Annotated in this window: 15 protein-coding genes and 1 pseudogene; 7 read left to right on the top strand and 9 right to left on the bottom strand. The window is 62.9% G+C overall.

The genetic code is table 11. The features are described 5' to 3' along the window. Window positions 1-109: 109 nt before the first annotated feature. Window positions 110-862, bottom strand: a complete 753-nt coding sequence (locus tag ACZ89E_RS08285; RefSeq protein ID WP_476255336.1) for a TorF family putative porin — start codon at window positions 860-862, stop codon at window positions 110-112. A gap of 98 nt (window positions 863-960) precedes the next feature. After that, window positions 961-2703: an amidohydrolase gene (locus tag ACZ89E_RS08280; protein ID WP_476255335.1), complete on the bottom strand. Its 1743-nt coding sequence runs from the start codon at window positions 2701-2703 to the stop codon at window positions 961-963. Window positions 2704-2806: 103 nt separating this feature from the next. On the opposite strand from ACZ89E_RS08280, the pseudogene ACZ89E_RS08275 reads away from it, so the two are divergent. From ACZ89E_RS08275 to ACZ89E_RS08255, 5 genes and pseudogenes are all read left to right on the top strand, one after another. Continuing rightward, window positions 2807-3737: pseudogene (locus ACZ89E_RS08275) on the top strand (LysR family transcriptional regulator). Window positions 3738-3916: 179 nt separating this feature from the next. Continuing rightward, on the top strand, window positions 3917-4534 hold the full coding sequence (gene lexA / locus ACZ89E_RS08270; RefSeq protein ID WP_149658202.1) for a transcriptional repressor LexA: 618 nt from the start codon (window positions 3917-3919) through the stop codon (window positions 4532-4534). After that, window positions 4534-5151, top strand: coding sequence for a translesion DNA synthesis-associated protein ImuA (gene imuA / locus ACZ89E_RS08265; RefSeq protein WP_476255334.1), 618 nt, complete (start codon window positions 4534-4536; stop codon window positions 5149-5151). The genes lexA and imuA overlap by 1 nt, the downstream gene beginning before the upstream one ends. A 7-nt stretch (window positions 5152-5158) precedes the next feature. Then, entirely contained in the window at window positions 5159-6574 is a 1416-nt protein-coding gene (locus tag ACZ89E_RS08260; RefSeq protein WP_476255333.1) for a Y-family DNA polymerase, read from the top strand. Continuing rightward, window positions 6571-9648: an error-prone DNA polymerase gene (locus ACZ89E_RS08255; RefSeq protein WP_476255332.1), complete on the top strand. Its 3078-nt coding sequence runs from the start codon at window positions 6571-6573 to the stop codon at window positions 9646-9648. Before ACZ89E_RS08260 ends, ACZ89E_RS08255 begins: the two co-directional genes overlap by 4 nt. Before the next feature lie 138 nt (window positions 9649-9786). Here the strand turns inward: ACZ89E_RS08255 and ACZ89E_RS08250 are convergent, their stop codons facing one another. The 7 genes from ACZ89E_RS08250 to ACZ89E_RS08220 all read right to left on the bottom strand — a co-directional run bounded on the left by ACZ89E_RS08250 (window position 9787) and on the right by ACZ89E_RS08220 (window position 17079). Then, window positions 9787-10449 (bottom strand): flavin reductase family protein, encoded by a 663-nt coding sequence (locus tag ACZ89E_RS08250; RefSeq protein ID WP_463260523.1) that lies wholly within the window; start codon window positions 10447-10449, stop codon window positions 9787-9789. An 11-nt stretch (window positions 10450-10460) separates the two neighbouring features. Beyond that, window positions 10461-11939, bottom strand: a complete 1479-nt coding sequence (locus ACZ89E_RS08245; protein ID WP_476255331.1) for an amidohydrolase family protein — start codon at window positions 11937-11939, stop codon at window positions 10461-10463. Further along, window positions 11936-13123, bottom strand: coding sequence for an amidohydrolase family protein (locus ACZ89E_RS08240; RefSeq protein WP_476255330.1), 1188 nt, complete (start codon window positions 13121-13123; stop codon window positions 11936-11938). The genes ACZ89E_RS08245 and ACZ89E_RS08240 overlap by 4 nt, the downstream gene beginning before the upstream one ends. A 95-nt stretch (window positions 13124-13218) precedes the next feature. Further along, window positions 13219-14271, bottom strand: coding sequence for an extracellular solute-binding protein (locus ACZ89E_RS08235; protein ID WP_476255329.1), 1053 nt, complete (start codon window positions 14269-14271; stop codon window positions 13219-13221). An 18-nt stretch (window positions 14272-14289) separates the two neighbouring features. Further along, complete coding sequence (locus tag ACZ89E_RS08230; RefSeq protein ID WP_149658194.1) at window positions 14290-15078, bottom strand: ABC transporter permease; 789 nt, start codon at window positions 15076-15078, stop codon at window positions 14290-14292. Then, window positions 15075-15992, bottom strand: coding sequence for an ABC transporter permease (locus tag ACZ89E_RS08225; protein WP_463260527.1), 918 nt, complete (start codon window positions 15990-15992; stop codon window positions 15075-15077). The genes ACZ89E_RS08230 and ACZ89E_RS08225 overlap by 4 nt, the downstream gene beginning before the upstream one ends. Before the next feature lies 1 nt (window position 15993). Beyond that, window positions 15994-17079 (bottom strand): ABC transporter ATP-binding protein, encoded by a 1086-nt coding sequence (locus ACZ89E_RS08220; RefSeq protein ID WP_149658192.1) that lies wholly within the window; start codon window positions 17077-17079, stop codon window positions 15994-15996. Window positions 17080-17219: 140 nt separating this feature from the next. Here ACZ89E_RS08220 and ACZ89E_RS08215 point away from each other — a divergent pair, with 140 nt between their 5' ends. Then, window positions 17220-17909: a GntR family transcriptional regulator gene (locus ACZ89E_RS08215; RefSeq protein WP_149658191.1), complete on the top strand. Its 690-nt coding sequence runs from the start codon at window positions 17220-17222 to the stop codon at window positions 17907-17909. Window positions 17910-18156: 247 nt separating this feature from the next. Further along, window positions 18157-20268: a hybrid sensor histidine kinase/response regulator gene (locus ACZ89E_RS08210; RefSeq protein WP_476255328.1), complete on the top strand. Its 2112-nt coding sequence runs from the start codon at window positions 18157-18159 to the stop codon at window positions 20266-20268. Window positions 20269-20324 lie beyond the last annotated feature (56 nt).

The raw sequence follows: 20324 nt of genomic DNA, 5'->3' as shown, positions 1-20324 counted from the left end.
CCCTGTAGGAGCGAGGCTTGCCCGCGAAGGCGATGTCCCTGACACACCGCCTTCGCGGGCAAGCCTCGCTCCTACGGTTCACCGGATCAGTTCCGCAGGTGTCGGCGGTTCAGAACGATTTACTGACGCTCGCCACCACCGTCGCCGTGCACACATCACCAAACCCCCAATTGCTGGCGCATTGGCTTTGCGACAGGTCGGTGTCGATGTAGCTGACCCCCAGCAACACCCCGGCCAGTTCATGGGTCAGCTTCACTTCCCATTCGTGGTACGCGTCTTCGGCGTGGCCGTTCGAGGCGTACAGGTGCGGGTCCTTGAAGTCCATTTCGCCGTAGCGCAGTTTCAAACCCAAGTCGTAGGGCAATTCGGTTTCGTAGCCGATGTAGCTGTAGAGCGAACTCTGCTGGCTGTCGATGCCCGGCGCATCCGCCGAATAATAGGCGGCGAGCTTCACCCCATACACGCTGAGAATGCCGTAGGTTTCGCTCTGATTGAACTGGCCTTCCTTGGGGTAGGCGTACTTCAAATAGCCGAGGTCCAGGCTCACGGCATCGGTCGCCTGCCACAGCCAACCGGCGTAGTAATCGATTTCTTGCCGGGTTTTCAGGCCGCCGCCGAAATCGACATTCGAACTCCATACACCCGCATACAAACCACTGCTGTGAGCCAGGGTGACACCGGCCTGCACGGCGGGATCGTTCTGGGTTTGCGAGATGCCGCGGGTGCGGTAATCGCTGGCCAGGGTCAGGTCCACCAGCAGGTTGAAATCGTCGTTCAAGGGGATGGCCTGGCTGCTCAGGGGCAGCAGGCTTAACGGCAACAAAGTTAAAGAGCGGAGGGCGAACAGGGTGAAAGCTTTCATGGGACGGTGCCTTTGTTGTGATTGTTCTGGGCAGTTTTCGGGCAAGGCTGCGCCACACCCCGGCGACGGTCGCAGGGGCAGGGCAGCAAGAGGGTTTCTTATAGGGTCGGTGCGTAGACTTCGCGTCCGGCAAACCAGGTTTGCAAGACTTTGGTGTCGTTCAGAGCTTTGTTATCGACCGTGAACACATCGCGATCCAGCACGATGAAATCGGCCTGTTTGCCGGCGGTCAGCGAACCGATCTGCTTCTCCAACCCGATGGTCCGCGCCGCGTTGAGGGTGTAGGCGTAGAACAGGGTTTCGCGGTCCAGGCGTTCATCGGCATTCAGCACACCCAGCGGACCTTTGCGGGTGATCGCCTGGGCCATGGCATTAAACGGATTGGGCGTGGACACCGGCCAGTCGCTGGCCCCGGCAATGGTCGCGCCCTGTTTGAGCAGCGAGTGCGCCGGGTATTGATAACGGAAGGCCAGGGCGCTGACGTAGGGTTTGATCATGTCCAGGGTGTAATCGTCGGCCGTGGCCCACAGCAGTTGCATCGAGGCGATCACGTTCAGCGGCTTGAACCGCGCAAACTCCTTCGGGTTGACCATTTGCAGGTGGGTGATCGAGTGGGTCACGCCGCTCTGGCGATCCTTGCGCGCCTGGGCGATACCGTTCAGGGATTCACGCACCGCGCGGTCGCCGATGGCGTGGATGTGCACCAGCCAGCCACGCTGGTCGATGGCGCTGACCAGTTCGCCGAAATGCTTGGGATCGATCAGCAACTCGCCCTGTTTGTGCGAGTTACTGTACGGATCGATCATCGCCGCGCTCTGCGCCGGGTATTCGATCACGCCGTCGGCGAAGATCTTGATCCCCGGCAGCGTCAGGTTGGGGATGCCCTGGAACTGCTGGCGGACCTTGTCCAGCACGTCGAGATCGGCCGGCACGCTTTTCGGATTGGCCACCAGCAGCGCGGCGACGTGGACGCTCATGTCGCCGGTTTCCGACAGCGCTTTATAGGCCGGCAGCACACCGACGGTCTTCTCCGTGGGCTTGAGCGCGAACACCGGCTCGCCCGGCGCGGCGTTGGCGGCGGGGTCCATCCACGCGGTAATGCCGAGGCTGTTGTTGTAGCGCATCGCCGATTGCGCGGCCTTGAGCATGTCGGCGGCGCTCGGCACCGGCATTTTCGAGGCGACCCGGTCCCAACCGGCATCCACCAGGAACCCGTTGGGGCTGCCATCGGCGTGTTTGCCGATCGTGTCTTTCTCGGCGTCCGGCAGGCTTTTCAGCAACGCGGCATCGATACCGGCGCGCTCCAGCATTACGTTGTTGGCCCACGCGGTGTGGTGGTCGCTGCCGGTGAAGACCACGGGCACGTTGGCCCATTCGCCGCTGTTGAATGTCTTGCCAAAGGCTTCAGCCTGCGCCCAATACGCCGAACTCATGCCGGCCACGCTCAGCACATCGCCGTGTTTGGCCTTGCCGTCGTCACGCCAGGCGCGCAGGCGTTTTTCCAGTTCGTCGAGGCTGACCACCTCGTCTTGCATATTCGCCGAGACCATTTCCAGGCCGCCGAACACCGCGTGGGAATGGCTGTCGATCAGCCCGGGCATCAGGGTCTTGCCACCGAGGTCGATGACTTGGGTATTGGCGTCGATCAGGGCTTTGATCTGTGCGTCAGTGCCGACTTTCAGCACCTTGCCGTTCTCTACCGCCAGGGCCTGCACCTTCGGTTGGGTGCGGTCGGCGGTGAAAATCTTGCCATTGAGCAGCACCAGATCAGTGGCGGCCATGGCTTCCATCGAGGCAAAACTAACAGCGGCCATCAACAGATTCGGGATGAATCTTTTCATTGAATGTTTCCTTGTTATTGCGTCTGATGGCCAGATTAGTGGCTGCCCGCGCTCAGCAGAACGCCTGCCTCACGAAAAACGTTTTTGCCTGAATGGAAAAAGCATGGACAAGTTGGGCGCATTGAAAATGTTCGTGGTCACCGCGCAGCTCGGCAGTTTCAGCCGCGCCGCCGAGCAACTGGGCAAGACCCCGTCGGCCCTGACCAAAGCGGTCAATCACCTCGAAGCCGAGCTGGGTGCGCGATTGTTCGAGCGCAGCACCCGGCGGATTCTGCTGACGGAAGTGGGGCGGCTGTATCTGGAAACCGCGCGCCAGGTGTTGCAGCGGCTGGAGGAGGTCGGCGAGGAAGTCGAGCAAATGCAGCATGGCCTGCGCGGCAGCCTGAAAATCACCGCGCCGCTGGCGTATGGGCAGGCGGTTTCTGGATCAGGTGTGTGGCGGTTTTCTGGAGCAATACCCGCAGATCAACCTGCAAGTGGATTTGTGCGACGAGTTCGTCAATCTGCTGGAAAACGGCTACGACCTGGCCCTGCGTGAGGGCCATGACGACTTGCCGGGGCTGATCGCCCGGGTCGTCGGCAGCAATCGCCTGGCGTTGTGCGCCAGCCCGGCCTATCTGGCGCGCAAGGGCGTGCCGGTGACGCCGCAAACCCTCGATCAGCACGAATGGCTGCTGTATCGCCATCCGTTGCTCAGCCGCGAATTCTGGTGGGCAGAACGCGACGGCCAGCGTTTGAGCCTGCCGCAGCCCCAGTCGCCCCGGCTGCGCAGCGACAATTACGACTTGCTGCTGGCCAATGCCCTGGCCGGGCGCGGCTTGCTGCACACACCGTTGTGGAGCGCCGCGCCGTACATCGCTGATGGGCGGCTGGTGCGGCTGATGGCGGATTACGCCATCGACCCGGATAGCTTCGGCGCGCACATCCTGGCGGTGTACCCAAGCCATCGGCGGGCGACGGCCAAGGTGGTGGCGTTTATCGATTACATCGCCGATTTCCTGGATGGCCTCGCGCCCTGTACACACCGACTGTAGGAGCCAGGCTTGCCCGCGATGCGATCTCAAGAACGCCATCGCGGGCAAGTCCGGCCCCTGTAGGAGCAAGGCTTGCCCGCGATAGCGATCTCATGCACGCCATCGCAGGCAAGCCTGGCTCCTACAGTCAGCGTCTACCGATTAGTGGTCGTTGCCAGAAAAACGCCAAAAGAGTACAAATGTACTCCATGACGACTCTCACTCCCCGCCGTACCGCCATCCTGACCTTTATCCGTGATCGAATCGCGGAGCACGGCCAGTCCCCGAGCCTCGCTGAAATCAGCGAGGCCTTTGGTTTCGCCTCCCGCAGCGTGGCGCGCAAGCATGTGCTGGCGCTGACCGAAGCCGGTTTTATCGAGGTCAACCCCAATCAGGCCCGGGGCATTCGTTTGCTCGGGCAACCGGCGCGCCCGGAGTGGCTGGACATCCCGGTGCTCGGCCGGGTGGCGGCGGGTGCGCCGATTGGCGCCGATGCCGAGGTGCACAGCCGCTTGCTGTTCGACCCGTCGATGTTTTCCCGGGTGCCGGACTACCTGCTGAGGGTCCAGGGCGATTCGATGATCGAGGACGGTATTCTCGACGGCGACCTGGTGGGCGTGCACCGCAACCCCGAGGCGCTCAACGGCCAGATCGTGGTGGCGCGGCTCGACGGCGAAGTCACCATCAAGCGTTTCGAACGGGTTGGCGATACGGTGCGACTGCTGCCGCGCAACCCGGCCTATCAACCGATCATCGTCGAAGCCGATCAGGACCTGGCCATCGAAGGGGTGTTCTGCGGTCTGGTGAGGCAAGGGTGATGGGCGCCGTCGTTGCGTTGGATACGCTGTTCAATGGCGGCCAGGTCTGGAAGGGCCGGCCTGCGCCCCCGGCCGTCAGCCCGCAACCCACCGGGCATGCCGCGCTGGATGCGGCGTTGCCTACCGGCGGCTGGCCGGAAGCGGCGCTGACCGAAATCCTCTTGGCCGGGCAGGGCGTGGGCGAGTTGCAACTGGTGTGGCCGGCGCTGGCACGGCTGTCGGCGGCGGGCGAGCGCATCGTGCTGATCGCGCCGCCGTACGTGCCGTATCCCCAGGCCTGGCAGAACGCCGGGGTCGATCTGCGTCAGTTGTCGATCATCCAGGCCAGCGAACGGGAGGCCTTGTGGGCGGCGGAACAATGCCTGCGCTCGGGCAGTTGCGGCGCGGTGCTGTGTTGGCCGCACAAGGCCGATGACCGCGCCTTGCGACGCTTGCAGGTGGCGGCGGAAACCGGCTCGACCCTGGCGTTCGCCTATCGCTCGCTGGCCGAAGCGGTCAACCCTTCGCCGGCAGCCCTGCGCATAGCCATCGACGCGAAACCTGCGCAGTTGCGGGTCTTGAAGTGCCGGGGTGGGTTGGCGCGTACGGCGCCGATTGCCTTCGCCATGGGACATTGAGGTTGCCATGCGCTGGGTGTGCATTCTGTTCCCACAATTGGCGCTGGACGCGGTACTGCGCCAGCGCCCTGATCCCGATCAGCCGTTGGCGCTGCTGACCGGCCCGGCCCAGCGCCGGGTGCTGCAAGCGGTCAACGGTTCGGCGCGGGCGCTGGGCTTGCGTCCGGGCCAGTCGATGACCGCGGCCCAGGCCTTGAGCAAAGGCTTTGTCACTGCCGAGTACGACGCCGCCGAGATCGAACACTGGCAGCAGTTCCTCGCGGCCTGGGCTTATCGCTTCAGTTCCCAGGTCAGCGTGCATTACCCGCGCGCGGTGGTGTTTGAAATCGAGTCGAGCCTGGGCCTGTTCGGGCCCTGGGCTACGTTTGAGGCACGGCTGCGCAGCGAACTCAGCGAACTGGGTTTCCGTCACCGCATCGTCGCCGCGCCCAACCCGGTGGCGGCGCGGGTGCTGGCCAACGTGTATGACGGGCTGGTGGTGCCGGACGATCAAGCCTTGCGTTATCACCTGGGACAACTGCCGGTCGACCGCATCGCCCTGGAACCCACAGTGGCCACGGCGTTGTCGCGCATGGGCCTGCGTACCTTGAGCCAGGTGCAGGCGCTGCCGCGACATACCCTGGCCCGGCGTTTCGAGGCCCCGGTGCTCAAGCATCTGGACGCCTTGCTCGGTCTGCGGCACCTGGCCCTGGCGTTCTACCTGCCGCCAGATCGCTTCGATGTGCGCATCGAGCTCAACTTCGACGTGCAATCCCATCAGGCGCTGCTGTTTCCATTGCGCCGGTTGACCGGGGATCTGTCGGCGTTCCTCTGCGGCCGGGACAGCGGTGTGCAGCGTTTCGACCTGCACCTGGAACACGCCGGGTTGCCGGACAGCGTGATCAAGGTCGGGCTGCTCAGCGCCGAGCGTGATCCGGCGATGCTCTTCGAACTGGCCCGGGGCCGCTTGGAGCAAGTGCAAGTCGAGGCCCCGGTGCGCGGTTTTCGCCTGCGCGCCGAAGACTTGCCGAGCTTCGTGCCCCAGCGCCAGGAACTGTTCGACGACCGCCCGCAGCAGTCCTTGCCCTGGGAGCAGTTGCGCGAACGCCTGCGGGCACGGCTGGGGGATGAGGCGGTGCAGGGTTTGCGTTTTCAGGCCGATCACCGCCCCGAGTGTGCGTGGCAGACCCGCGTCGATAACCAGTTCTGCGGCGGATTGCCGGGAGTCCATCGGCCGGGCTGGTTGCTGACCGAACCGCTGGCGGTGCACGAAGGTTCGGCGCGGATTCTCATGGGGCCGGAACGCATCGAGTCCGGTTGGTGGGATGGCGCCGATGTGCGCCGGGATTATTACCTGATCCAGACCCGCGCCGGCCAGCAAGGCTGGGCCTATCGTGTGGTGGGTGAGGGCGGTCCGTTGTGGCTGCAAGGCTGGTTTGCATGAACGTCGAATATGCCGAACTGCATTGCCTGTCGAATTTCAGTTTCCAGCGCGGGGCCTCCAGCGCGCTGGAGTTGTTTCAACGGGCCAGACAGCAGGGTTACCGGGCCCTGGCGATCACCGATGAATGCACCCTGGCCGGCATTGTCCGGGCGTGGCAAGCGGCGAAGTCGGTTGAGTTACCGCTGATCATCGGCAGCGAAATCCGTATCGAGGACGGGCCGAAACTGGTGCTGCTGGTGGAAAACCTCGAGGGCTATCAGGCGCTGTGTCGGCTGATCACCCGCGCCCGACGCCGCACACAGAAAGGTCAGTATCAAGTCCTAAGGGAGGACTTCAGCGAACCGTTGCCGGGATTGTTGGCGTTGTGGGTGCCGGACGCGGTGGATGATTTTGCCCAAGGTCACTGGCTCAAACAGGCCTTTGCCGAACGCCTGTGGCTGGCGGTCCAGTTGCATCGCGGGCAGGACGATAGCCGACGGCTGAACGTTCTGTTGATGCTGGCCAGGGAACTGCGCATTCCGGCGGTGGCCAGTGGTGATGTGCACATGCACGCCCGTGGCCGGCGTGCCTTGCAGGACACCATGACCGCGATCCGCCATCACCTGCCGGTGGCGGCGGCCGGGTTGCGCCTGCATCCCAATGGCGAGCGGCATTTGCGCGGCCTCGACGTCGTGGGTGAACTCTATCCACGAGCCTTGCTCGATGAAACCCTGGTCATCGCCCGGCGTTGCACCTTCGACCTTGGCCAGTTGCGCTATCAATATCCCCGGGAACTGGTGCCGGAAGGTCATACGGCCACGTCCTGGTTGCGGCATTTGACCGAAGAGGGCGTCCAGTGGCGCTGGCCGGTGCCGCCGCAGGCCAAGGTGTTGAAGCAGATCGACAAAGAACTGGAGCTGATCGCCGAGCTGGGCTACGAAAGCTATTTCCTCACGGTTCACGACATCGTGCGCTTCGCCCGCGAGCAAAAAATCCTCTGCCAGGGCCGGGGCTCGGCGGCCAACTCGGCGGTGTGTTTTGCCTTGGGCATCACCGAAATCGACCCGGATCGCACCACGCTGCTGTTCGAACGGTTTCTGTCGAAGGAGCGCAACGAGCCGCCGGACATCGACGTGGATTTCGAGCATGAACGCCGTGAAGAAGTCTTGCAGTACGTGTTCCAGCGTTATGGCCGCAGCCGCGCCGCGCTGACGGCGGTGGTCAGCACCTATCACGCGGCCGGCGCGGTGCGTGATGTGGCCAAGGCCTTGGGCCTGCCGCCGGATCAGGTCAACGCCCTGGCTGATTGTTGTGGTCACTGGAGCGACAAGACCCCGCCCGTCGAACGCCTGCTGGAAGGTGGCTTCGACCCCGAGAGCCCGGTGCTGCACCGGGTCTTGAGCCTGACCGGGCAACTGATCGGCTTTCCCCGGCACCTGTCTCAGCACCCCGGCGGTTTCGTGATTTCCGAGCAGCCGCTGGACAGCCTGGTGCCGGTGGAAAACGCGGCCATGGCCGAGCGCACCATCATCCAGTGGGACAAGGACGACCTCGACGCGGTCGGGTTGCTCAAGGTCGATATTCTGGCCTTGGGCATGCTCAGCGCGATTCGCCGCTGTTTCGATCTGCTGCGCCGTCACCGAAATCTGGACCTGAGTCTGGCGACCATTCCGTCCGAAGACAAACCCACCTACGAAATGATCGGTCGTGCCGACACCATCGGCGTGTTCCAGATCGAGTCCCGGGCGCAGATGTCGATGCTGCCCCGGCTCAAACCGGTGAATTTCTACGACTTGGTCATCGAGGTGGCCATCGTCCGACCGGGGCCGATCCAGGGCGGCATGGTGCATCCGTACCTGCGCCGGCGAAACAAGCAAGAGCCTGAGGTTTATCCGTCCCCGGCACTGGAAACCGTGCTCAAGCGCACCCTGGGCGTGCCGCTGTTCCAGGAACAGGTGATGCAGATCGCGATTGTCGCTGCGGATTACAGCCCCGGCGAGGCCGATCAACTGCGCCGTTCCATGGCCGCCTGGAAACGCCACGGCGGGCTGGAGCCGCACAAGGATCGCCTCGCCGCCGGAATGAAGAAAAACGGCTACACGGCAGAGTTCGCCGCGCAGATCTTCGAGCAGATCAAGGGCTTCGGCAGCTACGGTTTCCCCGAGTCCCACGCCGCCAGTTTCGCCCTACTGACCTACGCCAGTTGCTGGCTCAAATGCCACGAACCGGCAGCGTTCGCCTGTGCGCTGATCAACAGCTGGCCCATGGGTTTCTACAGCCCGGACCAGATTCTGCAGGACGCCCGCCGGCATCATTTACAGATTCGCCCGGTGGACGTGCGCGCCAGCGACTGGGATTGCAGCCTGGAACCGATCAGCGGCGCGCAACCGGCGATCCGCATGGGGTTGCGGATGATCAAGGGCTTTCGCGAGGACGATGCCCGGCGCATCGAAGCCGCCCGGTCCCGGGGCGCGTTTGTCGACATCGCCGACCTCGGTGAACGGGCGCAACTCGATGCCCGCGCCCAGGAGCAACTGGCCGATGCCGGAGCCTTGCGCGGGCTGGCCGGCGACCGCCATCGGGCACGCTGGGAAGTGGCGGGGGTGCAGAAGCAGCTCGGGTTGTTCGCCGGGTTGCCGCGTCAGGAAGAACCTGAGGTGTGTTTGCCAAAACCCACGGTGGGCGAAGATTTGCAGGCCGATTACGCCTCGGTTGGCACCACCCTCGGCCCGCACCCATTGGCATTGTTACGCCCGGAATTGAAGGCCCGACGCTGCCGCAGTTCGAAGGAATTGCTCGACGTCGAACATGGCCGGCCGGTCAGCGTGGCGGGGCTGGTCACCGGTCGCCAACGACCGGGCACCGCCAGCGGCGTGACCTTCGTCACCCTTGAAGACGAGTTCGGCAACGTCAACGTGGTGGTCTGGCGTGATTTGGCCGAACGCCAGCGCCAGGTGTTGGTCGGCTCGCAGTTGCTCAAGGTTGATGGGCGTTGGGAACGGGAAGGCGAGGTGCGGCATTTGATTGCCGGACGGCTGAGTGACCTGAGCCCCTTGTTGGATGGCATCAACGTGCGCAGCCGGGATTTCCGCTGATCCGGGACGCCGATCGTTCCCAGGCTCTGCGTGGGAATGCAGCCCGGGACGCTCCGCGTCCCAATGGAACGCGGAGCGTCCCTTGAGGCATTCCCCCGCGGAGCGTGGGAACGATCATCGCGGGTCGTGTGGGGACGATTATTTACCAACAGGCCAAAACCGCTCCCCACCCCCCGGCGCCTCCGTCCACGCCTGCAACGACCGGGTCGGCAAATCGAAATAATCCCGCGTGCGCGCATAGCCATGCCCGCCCATGCGCCCGATCGCGTCCAGCCCCAGTTGATCGATGTACAGGGTTTTCGGGTCGATCAGTTCATCCCTGACGTGGGCCATCAGTACCTCGCCAAAGATAATCTCCCGGGATTGCCCGATGGACAGCGCCATCATCCGCCGACACTCCAGCGCCACCGGCGCTTCGCCGATCCGGGGGCATTTGACGGTGGTGCCGGGGATGGCGGTGAGGCCGGCGGCGGTGAGTTCGTCGAAACCGGGGGCGAAGGGCACGGCGCAGACGTTCATGGCTTCCACCAGCGCATCGTTGACGATGTTGACGGTGAATTCCTGGTTGAGCTGGATATTGCGCGTGGTGTCTTTGGGGCTCTGATCGCCGTAGTTCTCCACGCCCAGGGCGAGGATCGGCGGGTCGGCCGACAGGGCATTGAAGAAGCTGAAGGGCGCGGCATTGATCCGGCCTTCGCCGTCGATGGTGGTGACCAGGGCAATCGGCCGGGGCACCACGCTGCCGATCAGGATCTTGTATTTGTCCCGGGGGCTCAGTTGGCTGAAATCGAAGCTTTGCATGGCAGAAATCTCTAAAGAAGGGGATCCATCGCGCTCAGCGGCGCGTGTGCGCTGTAGTCATCGGCGAACGGAATGGCCGGTTTGAACAGGCCTCGCCAGTCCGGTTGGCCAAAGGCCCGGTCGCTGTGGCTGCGCATCAGTTTTTCGAATTGGCGTTGGGCCTGGCGTTGCAGTGCGGGGTAATCGACGCCCTGCACCTGGCCGTCCTGCATCACGCAGCGGCCGTCGATGTAACTGGCGATGCAATCGTCGCCGCGCCCGGCCAGTACCAGGTTTTTCAGGGGATCGAACAGCGGCCCCAGATGCTGGCCGCGCAGGCTGAACACGGTGATATCGGCCTTGGCCCCCGGTGCCAGGCGCCCGAGGTCATCGCGGCCCAAGGCCTTGGCGCCGCCGAGGGTGGCGGCGTTGTACATATCCAGCGTGCTGGTCAACGTGTTGCCGTCCTCCATCAACCGGGCGATGTTCAAGCCCTGGCGCATGTTCTCCAGCAAGTCCGCCGGCCAGGTGTCGGTGCCCAGGGCGAAGTTGATGCCCTTGGCCCGGTAGCGACCGAACGAGTTCAACGCTTCACCATCCCGGGCAAACACCACGGGGCAATGCACCAGGCTGGTTCCGCCATCAACCAGCCGTTGCGAATCGTCGTCGCTGGCGTAGATGCCATGGGGCAGCAGACTGCGCGGGGTCAGCAGGTCAAGTTGCTCCAGCCACGCCAACGGCGAAACCCCACGCAGTTGCTCGACCATCGCCACTTCGCCAAGCCCCTGGCAGCAATGCAACCGCATCGGCGCGTTCAATTCCCGGCTCAACGCCGCCGTGCGTTGCAGCAGCGCCGGGGTGCAGGTCTGGATCCGGTCGGGGAGCAGGGCGCCACGAATCAATCCGTCATGCGCGCCATCGAAATCATCAAAAAACCGGACAGCCGCCTCCAGCCCGGCCATGCCCCGAGTTTCATCCCAGTGGTGACCCAACGACCCGTCAGCCCGCCAGTAACTCATGCCACTCATGTAGCACGGCCCAAGATAAGTCCGCAGCCCCAACTCGCCAGCCACGCCGGCCACCGCCGCGAACTCATCGTAGGTTTCAGCCCACTCGCGGTAGTACATCGAAGTGATCGGCAGCGCGGTAGTAATGCCGTTGCGGATCAACTGGGTGAAGGCATAGCGATACTTGAACACCTCTTCATCCGGCGTATAGCTCTCCCGCGGACCCGCCTTCAAATAGTCCTCGGACCACATCCGCCCCATGGCCCGCTCATCGCCGTTATCGAGGGTCAGCACCGTGGAATCGAGGTCGCCTAGGGCATCCAGATCGATAAAACCGGGACCGATCAACGCATTGCCGTAATCGACCCACTGCTCCACCGGCCCCGGATACCCGCGCCCGACAAACACAATGCGCGAACCGTCGAATACCACTTCACCGTCGCGCCACAGCACATGCTGCTTGCCATCGAACCCGACCACGCAACTGGCTTTCAAACCGATCACAGGCGACTTTCCAACAAGCGACCCTCGGCCGCGATCAACCGCCCGCCGCGATAAACCTGGCGCAGCGGCCGCGACACCAGCGCTTCACCCAAGGTCTGCACCGGCATCAGTAAAAAGTCCGCCGGGCTGCCGATCTCCACCCCATAACCTTCAAGGCCCAACGCCCGAGCGCCATTCACCGTCGCCGCGTCAAACGCCGCCGCCAGTTCCTCGTCCTTGTTCAAATCAAATCGAAACGCAAGCAACATCGCCCGTTCCAGCATGTCGCCATTGCCCATGGGCGACCAGGCATCGCGAATGCCGTCCGAACCCAGGCACACGTTCACCCCGGCCTCGCGCAAGGCGAGGTACGGCGGTACCGCGCAATCCGCCGGGGCCGAACTCATCAGCGAAATTCGCAACGCCGCCAGCCGCTGCGCCAGCGGTTTGACCTGACTCCACGGCAACATCCCCAGGCAGTACGCGTGGCTGATCATCACCCGACCCTCGAGCCCAAAACGCTCGGTGTAATCGGCGATCAACTTGATCTGCCACAGCCCCAGTTCACCCTTGTCATGCAGGTGAATGTCCACGCCGCGCCCGAATTCACTGGCCAGCGTGAACACGAAATCGAGCTGGGCAATCGGATCGTTGTCGATGCCACAGGGGTCGAGCCCGCCGACGTTCTCCACGCCCAGGACCATGGCCTCGCGCATCAGTTCGGCGGTGCCGGGGCGGCTGATCAGGCCGGTTTGCGGGAACACCACCAGTTGCAGGTCAATCAGGTCGCGGTAGCGTTCGCGCAGCTGTTGCATGGCCGTGACATGTCGCAGACCGAATTCCGGGTCGATGTCGACGTGGCAGCGCATCGTCAGCGAGCCCCGGGCGATGCAGTTTTCCAGCAGCGCACCGGCACGTTGGGCAATCGGTGTTTCGACGTCCCGCAGCACGGCGCGCTCGTTGGCGATGTAGTCCTTGAGCGTCGGCCCGGCGCTGTTCGGGCGCCAGGGTTGGCCCCAGAGGGTTTTGTCGAGGTGGACGTGGCTTTCCACCAGGGCTGGGGTAAGGAGTTGGTGTTGGCCGTCGATGTCGGTGGCGGCCAATGGGGTGTTGGACGCGGGGCGGCGGGCCTTGAACAGGCCGTTTTCGATTTGCAGGTCTTCAGCGGTTGCGCCGTAGGGACGTATGTTTCTTAGCCAGGTCATGGTTTATCTCGTAATTGATGGTGTTTGGGCGGGCGCCATCGCCGTAGGAGCAAAGCTTGCTCGCGATGGCCGCGCCTCAGTCTGAAACGAGACAATCAACCCTTGAGCTTCGACCAAATCCGATCCTGCAGCTCCCGCGCCTTGTTGCTGCATTCCTTTTCCGGCCGCAGGCGCGAGGCGTATTCGTCGGGCATGTTGATGGCGTCCATGACTTTCCATTTGGCGTCGAGCAACTGGTCGCTCTGGATGCCGTTGGCGTAGGCGATGGCGTTCGACACGGCGGCGGCGTTTTCCGGTTTCATCATCCAGTCGATGAACATCTTCGCGTTGCCGGGGTGCGGCGCACTTTTCGGTACGGCGAAGTTGTCCTGGAACATCGCCAGGCCTTCGCGGGGATACACGTACTTGATGCTGCTCTTCTGCAACGTCGCGCGGGCGGTGGAGCCGTTCCAGTTCTGCATCATGATCACTTCACCGGAGGCCATGCGGTCCACGGTGTTGTCCGAGCTGTACATCTTTAAGAACGGTTTCTGCTTTTGCAGCAGCTCCAGGATGCGCTTGGCGTCCTGGGGATTTTCCGTGCACTCGTCGACGTTCAGGTAATGGCTGGCGGCATTGATCACGCTGCTGGAGGTGTCGAGGGCGGCGAGTTGACCTTGCAGTTCCTTGCGCGGCTCGAAGAACTCTTTCCACGAGTCGTCGAGCTTACCGCCAGGCACGCGGGCACTGTCATAGGAAAACCCGGTAGTGCCCCACAGGTACGGTGCGGAAAATTTGCGTCCCGGATCGAAACTCGGATCGCGGAACGGACCTTTGACGTACTGGAAGTTGGCCAGGGTCGGCGTGTCAATTTCCAGCAACAGGTCCTGCTTGATCAGGGTTTGCATGATCGATTGCGACGGCACGATCACGTCATACGCCGCGCCGCCGGCTTGCAACTTGGCGAGCAGGGTTTCGTTGCTGTCGTAGCCGTCCATGGTGACTTTGATCCCGGTTTCCTTTTCGAATTTGGCCAGCAGGTCCACCGGGTAATAGTCGGTCCAGTTGTAGAAGAACAGTTCTTTGGGTTCTGCAGCCTGGACGCTAAAGGCTGTGAAGCAACTCAGGGCCAGACCAGAAATAGCCAAACGCAGGGTTTTCACTTTCATCAGAAAAGCTCCAGATTTTTATTGGTTTTTGCCGCGCTGCCCCAGCCAGAAGGCCAGCACCACCAGCACGATGGAAATCACCAGCATCAGGGTCGAGATCGCGTTGATCTCCGGCGTTACGCCGGCCTTGATCGCCGAGAAGATGTACACCGGCAAGGTCGTGGAACCGGGGCCGGCGACGAAGAAGGTCATGATGAAATCGTCGAGGCTGACCACGAACGCCAGCACCGAACCGGACAACACCGCCGGCCACAGCAGCGGCAACGTCACCCGGCGAAACACCTGCCACGGGTTGGCGTACAGGTCGTTCGCCGCTTCCAGCAGACTCTTGTCCAGGTCGTTGAGTCGCGCGCGGATCGGCAGATAAGCGAAGGGAATGCAGAAGCCGATGTGCGCAACGATCACCGTCAGCAACCCGAGCTTGATCCCCAGCGCCATGAACAGCAGCAACGTGGCCACGGCGGTGACGATCTCCGGCAGGATCAACGGCAGGTTGATCCCGCCCTCGACCATTTTCTGGCCATAGAACGGCCGGTAGGTCGCCAGCGCCGCGAGCAAGGCAATGGCCGTGGCGCACACCGTGGCGATGCTGGCGACGATGATCGAGTTCAGCGCCGCCGTCTGGATCGACGGGTTGGCCAGGATCCTCCCGTACCAGGCGAAGGAGAACTCGGTCCACACCGTTGCCGAGCGGTTGGCGTTGAAGCTGTAGGCGATCAGCACAAAGATCGGCACGTACAGATAGGCCAGGATCAGCAGGCTGATTTCCCGGGTCATGGGCAGTTTTTTCAGGTGCAGGGCAATCATGCGGTGGCTCCCCGACGAAGGGTTTTCGCGGCATTGCGGCTATAGAGGGCGTAGAGCACCAGCGACAACAGCAAAATCCCCAGCAACAGGAACGACAGCGAACTGCCCAGGGGCCAGTTGCGCGCGGTGCCGAATTGCTGCTGGATCAGGTTGCCGATCATCAGCGTCTTGCCGCCGCCGAGAATCGCCGGGGTGATGAACGCGCCGAGGCTCGGCACAAACACCAGCAACGCCCCGGCAATCACCCCGGGCATCGACAGCGGCAGGATGATCCGGCGCAACGCATGCCAGCGGTTGGCGCCCAGGTCGTAGGCGGCTTCCACCAGGCGCCAGTCGAGTTTTTCCAGGGTTGAGTAGATCGGCAGAATCATGAACGGCAGGAAGCTGTAGACCAGCCCGACGCTGACCGCGAAGTCGTTGTACAGCAGGGTGATGCCACCGGCGCTCGGGAATAGCGCGTTGAGGCTCTGGGCGACCCAGCCCTGTTCGCGCAGGATGATCAGCCAGGCGTAGTTGCGGATCAGCAGGTTGGTCCAGAACGGAATGGTGATCAGCAACACCATGAGGTTGCGTCTGCGCGGGCTCAGGCTCGACATCCACAACGCCACCGGAAAGCCGAACAGGAAACACAACACCGTGGTGCCGCCGGCCTGGAACACCGAGCGCAACAGCGCCTGGGCGTAGACCCAGTTCAGCTCCAGTTCGCCGTCAAAACCTTCCTGGAAAAACAGCTGGATGTAGCTTTGCAATTGCCAGTCGGCCTGCCAGTCGACGCCGCCATACAGGTTGCGCGGCAACAGGCTGATGTAGCCCATGATCCCTAAGGGAATCGCGATCAGGGCCAATAACGTCAGGACCACCGGGCTGAGCAACAGCGCGCGGTTGAGGGCGGGAGAAGTGCTGCTGACGCTCATCTCAGGCCTCCATCAACAGGCAGGCGTGGGGCGGCAGGTTGACCGCCACGCGATCCCCGACCACCCGGCCACGGTTCAGGCCTTCGTTGTTCTCGCGCAGCATGACCTTGATGTCGTTGTTCAAGCGGCACTGGTAGAGCGTGGCGGTGCCGACATACAGCACGGCTTCAATGACGCCGCGCAGATGATGCGGTTGCGAAGGATCGACCAGTTGCGAACGCTCCGGACGGAACGCCAGTTGCACGGCGGCGCCGTCGAAACCCTGGGCCGGGCAGGGGATCTCCACTGGCATGCCGCTGGGCACGAAGAGTTTTTCATTCTGCTGGCCACGCTTGAGGTGGCCGGGGAGGAAGTTGATGTCGCCGATGAACTGGGCGACGAACTGATGCTTGGGGCGCTCGTAGATATCGTTTGGTGTACCAATCTGCAGGATCTTGCCGGCGGACATCACGGCGATGCGATCGGACAGGGTCAGGGCTTCTTCCTGATCGTGGGTGACGAAAATGAACGTTATCCCGGCTTCTTTCTGCACGCGCTTGAGTTCGACCTGCATTTCCTTGCGCAACTTCAGGTCCAGGGCCGACAGGGGTTCGTCGAGCAGCAGCACCTTGGGTTTCGGCGCCAAGGCCCGAGCCAGAGCGACCCGCTGCTGTTGACCACCGGACAACTCCGCCGGTTTACGCTTGGCCAGGTGTTGCATTTGCACCAGCGCGAGCATTTCATCGACCCGTTTCGGGATCGACTTGCGATCAAGACCCTGCATCTCAAGGCCGAAGGCGATATTCTGCGCGACACTCATGTGCGGAAACAGCGCGTAGCTCTGGAACACCGTGTTGACCCGGCGCTTGAACGGCGGCAAGTCATTGACCGGTTCGCCCGCCAGGCGGATCTCGCCGTCGCTGACGTGCTCGAAACCGGCGATGGTGCGCAGCAAGGTGGTTTTGCCGCAGCCGGAAGGGCCGAGCAGGGTGAAGAATTCGTTGTCGGCGATGTCCACGGACACGTTATCGAGGGCTGGCGCCAGGCCCGGATCGTCGGAGTACCGCTTGGACACGTTGCGCACTGCAATGGCTATCGGTTGACCCATAATGGTGCAATCCTCTAATTATTGTATGCAATGTTTGGATGCAATCTAGAAATAACCGGATTAATCTGCCCGTGCAACCCCCTTTTTCAAAGGCTGATCAGCGCCAGGGGTCGATTACGCAGGGCCAAAGGAGTGTGGGAATGGCGGAGAAAAAACTGGAGACCACGGTCGACCGCGTCTACCAAGGGGTTTACCAGGCGATCAGCAAGCGCTCGTTGCGTCCGGGGATGAAGCTGGGCGAGGCGTCGTTGGCCGAGCTTTTTAATGTCAGCCGAACGTCGGTTCGTGCCGCGCTCAAGCAATTGGAAGCGGATGGACTGGTGACGACCGAGCCCAATAAAGGGGCGTCGGTGTCATTGCCCAGTGACGAAGAGATTCGTTCGCTGTTCGAAACGAGGCGCCTGATCGAGATCGGTATCGTCAGCGAATTGTGCCGGCGTCGTGACACGGCGGTGACCCAGGATTTGCGCGATCATTTGCTGCTCGAAGACGAAGCGCACCGCAGCGGCGACCATGAGCGGCTGATTCATCTGCTCGGCGAGTTCCACATCAAACTCGCCCGCAGCCTGAATAATCCGGTGTTGCTGGACTGGTTCCAGAAACTGATCTCCCGCGCCTCGCTGTACGCCGCCGCGCTGGACGATGACAGCCACGAAGCCTGCCGCGACGACGAGCATTTGCGCTTGATCGAGTACATCGAGGCCGGTAACCAGAGCGCGGCGATCGAGCTGACCTGCATGCACCTGAACGGCATCGAGAAGGCGATCCTCGACGTCGCCGCCACCTTGAAAACTGACTACCATCCGCTCAAGCATTTGATTGAGGTGTAGCCGACAGCGCTGGGCTTGAGGCTGACTCTTCACCTGTGGCGAGGGAGCTTGCTCCCGCTGGAGTGCGCAGCACTCCCAAACCGGCCACCACCGAGTTGGCTGGTTTGCGACTGCTTCGCAGCCGAGCGGGAGCAAGCCCCCTCGCCACAAAAGCCTGGCATGTGTGAATCAGCTAACCTCTATGAAACCATTGGCGCCCAGCGTGCTCGAAACAAACGGTCGCCATTACAGGACGCAGAGTCAGTCAATGCAGTTTCTATCGGATAGTCACGGATGTGCCGGCTGGAATGGCGAAATGGCCGGACGCATTCGCGCGTTCGACTGGAGCCTGACCGAGCTGGGCACGATCGATAGCTGGCCGCGCAGCCTGAGCAGTGCCGTGCAACTGATGCTCGCGTCGCCCTTGCCGATGGTGATGCTCTGGGGACGGGCGGGCTACATGATTTACAACGACGCCTACTCGGCATTCGCCGGTGGCCGCCATCCCTATCTGCTGGGTGCGCCGGTGGAACTCGGGTGGCCGGAAGTCGCCGAGTTCAACCGCCACGTGGTCGATACCTGCCTGGCCGGCGGCACCTTGACCTATCACAATAAAGTTCTGGTGCTGTTGCGCAATGGCGTTCCCGAGGACGTCTGGCTCGATCTCTATTACAGCCCGGTCGCCGATGATGCAGGGCGTCCCGCCGGGGTCATGGCGATGGTGGTCGAGACCACCGCCCATGTGATTTCCGAGCGCCGGCGCCAGGAAGCGGAGGACGCCTATCGCGCCGACAACGAACGGGTGCGCCTGGCGCTTAATGCCGGGGCCTTGATCGGTTCGTTCGTCTGGGACATCGAGGCCAACGTATTGTCCGGGGACGAGCGTTTCGCCCGCACCTTTTCCTATCCCCCGGACTGCAACCTCGCCGATTTGCCCTCGCGCATCGCCGAATCGCGCATTCATCCCGACGACCGTGCCTGGGTTCAGGAACAGGTCGATCAAGCCGTGCGAACCGGCGCGCCTTACAACGCCGAATACCGCGTGCTGCGCCCCGACGGCAGCTACCTGTGGGTGCTGGCCAGCGGCTGTTGCGAGTTCAACCAACAGGGCAAGGCGTTTCGCTTTCCCGGGGTGTTGATCGACATTCACGAACGCAAGACCGCTGAAGAATCCTTGCTCAGGTTCACCCGTAACCTGGAACAGCGGGTGGCCGATGAAGTCGGTGCACGGCTGGCGGCGGAGGAGCAATTGCGGCAGGCCCAGAAGCTGGAAGCCATCGGCGGCCTCACCGGCGGCGTGGCCCATGACTTCAACAACCTGCTGCAAGTGATTGCCGGCAACCTGCATTTACTGGCCCGCCACGAACCGGACAACGCCAACGTTCAGCGCCGGGTCAGTGCCTCGATTGCGGCGGTGGAGCGCGGGGCCAAACTGTCGTCGCAACTGCTCGCGTTTGCCCGCCGTCAACCGCTGTCGCCGGCGGTGTGCGACCCCCGGCAGATCTTCGAAGGCCTGGGCGAGTTGCTGCAACGGGCGCTGGGCGAAACCATTCAGATCAATGTGGCGCTGGCCGACGATGCCTGGCGCGTCCACGTCGACCGCAATCAACTGGAAAACGCCGTCCTCAACCTGGCGATCAACGCCCGCGATGCGATGAAGGGCGAGGGCATCATCGGCCTGAGTGCCGAGAACATCGTCCTGGACCGGCGGTTCTGCGCGGGCAAGGGCATCGTCGCCGGCGACTACCTGCGCGTGACCGTGACCGATGCCGGTGCCGGCATGCCGCCCGAGGTGCTGGCCCAGGCGTTCGAACCGTTTTTCACCACCAAGGCTGATGGCCAGGGCACCGGCCTGGGCTTGAGCATGGTGTTCGGCTTCGTCAAGCAGAGCGGCGGGCATATCGAGATCTCCAGCGTGATCGGCGAAGGCACGCGGGTGCAGCTGTACTTCCCGCGCAGCCTGCGACCGTTGCCCAACGAACCAGCGACCCCGGCAGCGCCGCAGCGTGGTGGGCATGAAACCATTCTGGTGGTCGAGGACAACGACGCGGTGCGCATTGCGGCGGTGGAGTTGCTGCGCGAGGAGGGCTACGAGGTGCTGACCGCCAACAATGGCGACATGGCCATGCAGATGTTGCTGGAGGGCGTGGCCGTGGACATCATCTTCACCGACGTGGTCATGCCGGGCCTGATCAAAAGCTCGGACCTGGCGGCGTGGGCCAAAGTCCAGGAGCCGCCGGTGGCGGTGCTGTTTACCTCGGGACACACCCGCGACATCATCTCGCGCAATCACCAGTTGAGCCCCGATACACACCTGCTCAGCAAGCCGTATGGGCCGCAGGCGCTGGCGCAAATGGTGCGCACCGTCCTCAATGGCTAACACGCGCAAACCTGTAGGAGCGAGGCTTGCCCGCGAAGGCGTCCGTCCAGTCGATA

This window comes from Pseudomonas sp. TE3899 (assembly GCF_056279105.1).
This window is presented reverse-complemented; position numbering and strand designations above follow the sequence as displayed.

Excerpts from the sequence above, each read along its gene's own strand:
- lexA (WP_149658202.1), top strand. The coding sequence starts at position 3,917 with ATGTACTCCATGACGACTCTCACTCCCCGCCGTACCGCCATCCTGACC.
- ACZ89E_RS08215 (WP_149658191.1), top strand. The coding sequence starts at position 17,220 with ATGGCGGAGAAAAAACTGGAGACCACGGTCGACCGCGTCTACCAAGGG.
- ACZ89E_RS08285 (WP_476255336.1), bottom strand. The coding sequence starts at position 862 with ATGAAAGCTTTCACCCTGTTCGCCCTCCGCTCTTTAACTTTGTTGCCG.
- imuA (WP_476255334.1), top strand. The coding sequence starts at position 4,534 with ATGGGCGCCGTCGTTGCGTTGGATACGCTGTTCAATGGCGGCCAGGTC.
- ACZ89E_RS08225 (WP_463260527.1), bottom strand. The coding sequence starts at position 15,992 with ATGAGCGTCAGCAGCACTTCTCCCGCCCTCAACCGCGCGCTGTTGCTC.
- ACZ89E_RS08260 (WP_476255333.1), top strand. The coding sequence starts at position 5,159 with ATGCGCTGGGTGTGCATTCTGTTCCCACAATTGGCGCTGGACGCGGTA.
- ACZ89E_RS08255 (WP_476255332.1), top strand. The coding sequence starts at position 6,571 with ATGAACGTCGAATATGCCGAACTGCATTGCCTGTCGAATTTCAGTTTC.
- ACZ89E_RS08230 (WP_149658194.1), bottom strand. The coding sequence starts at position 15,078 with ATGATTGCCCTGCACCTGAAAAAACTGCCCATGACCCGGGAAATCAGC.
- ACZ89E_RS08235 (WP_476255329.1), bottom strand. The coding sequence starts at position 14,271 with ATGAAAGTGAAAACCCTGCGTTTGGCTATTTCTGGTCTGGCCCTGAGT.
- ACZ89E_RS08280 (WP_476255335.1), bottom strand. The coding sequence starts at position 2,703 with ATGAAAAGATTCATCCCGAATCTGTTGATGGCCGCTGTTAGTTTTGCC.
- ACZ89E_RS08210 (WP_476255328.1), top strand. The coding sequence starts at position 18,157 with ATGCAGTTTCTATCGGATAGTCACGGATGTGCCGGCTGGAATGGCGAA.
- ACZ89E_RS08240 (WP_476255330.1), bottom strand. The coding sequence starts at position 13,123 with ATGACCTGGCTAAGAAACATACGTCCCTACGGCGCAACCGCTGAAGAC.
- ACZ89E_RS08220 (WP_149658192.1), bottom strand. The coding sequence starts at position 17,079 with ATGGGTCAACCGATAGCCATTGCAGTGCGCAACGTGTCCAAGCGGTAC.
- ACZ89E_RS08250 (WP_463260523.1), bottom strand. The coding sequence starts at position 10,449 with ATGCAAAGCTTCGATTTCAGCCAACTGAGCCCCCGGGACAAATACAAG.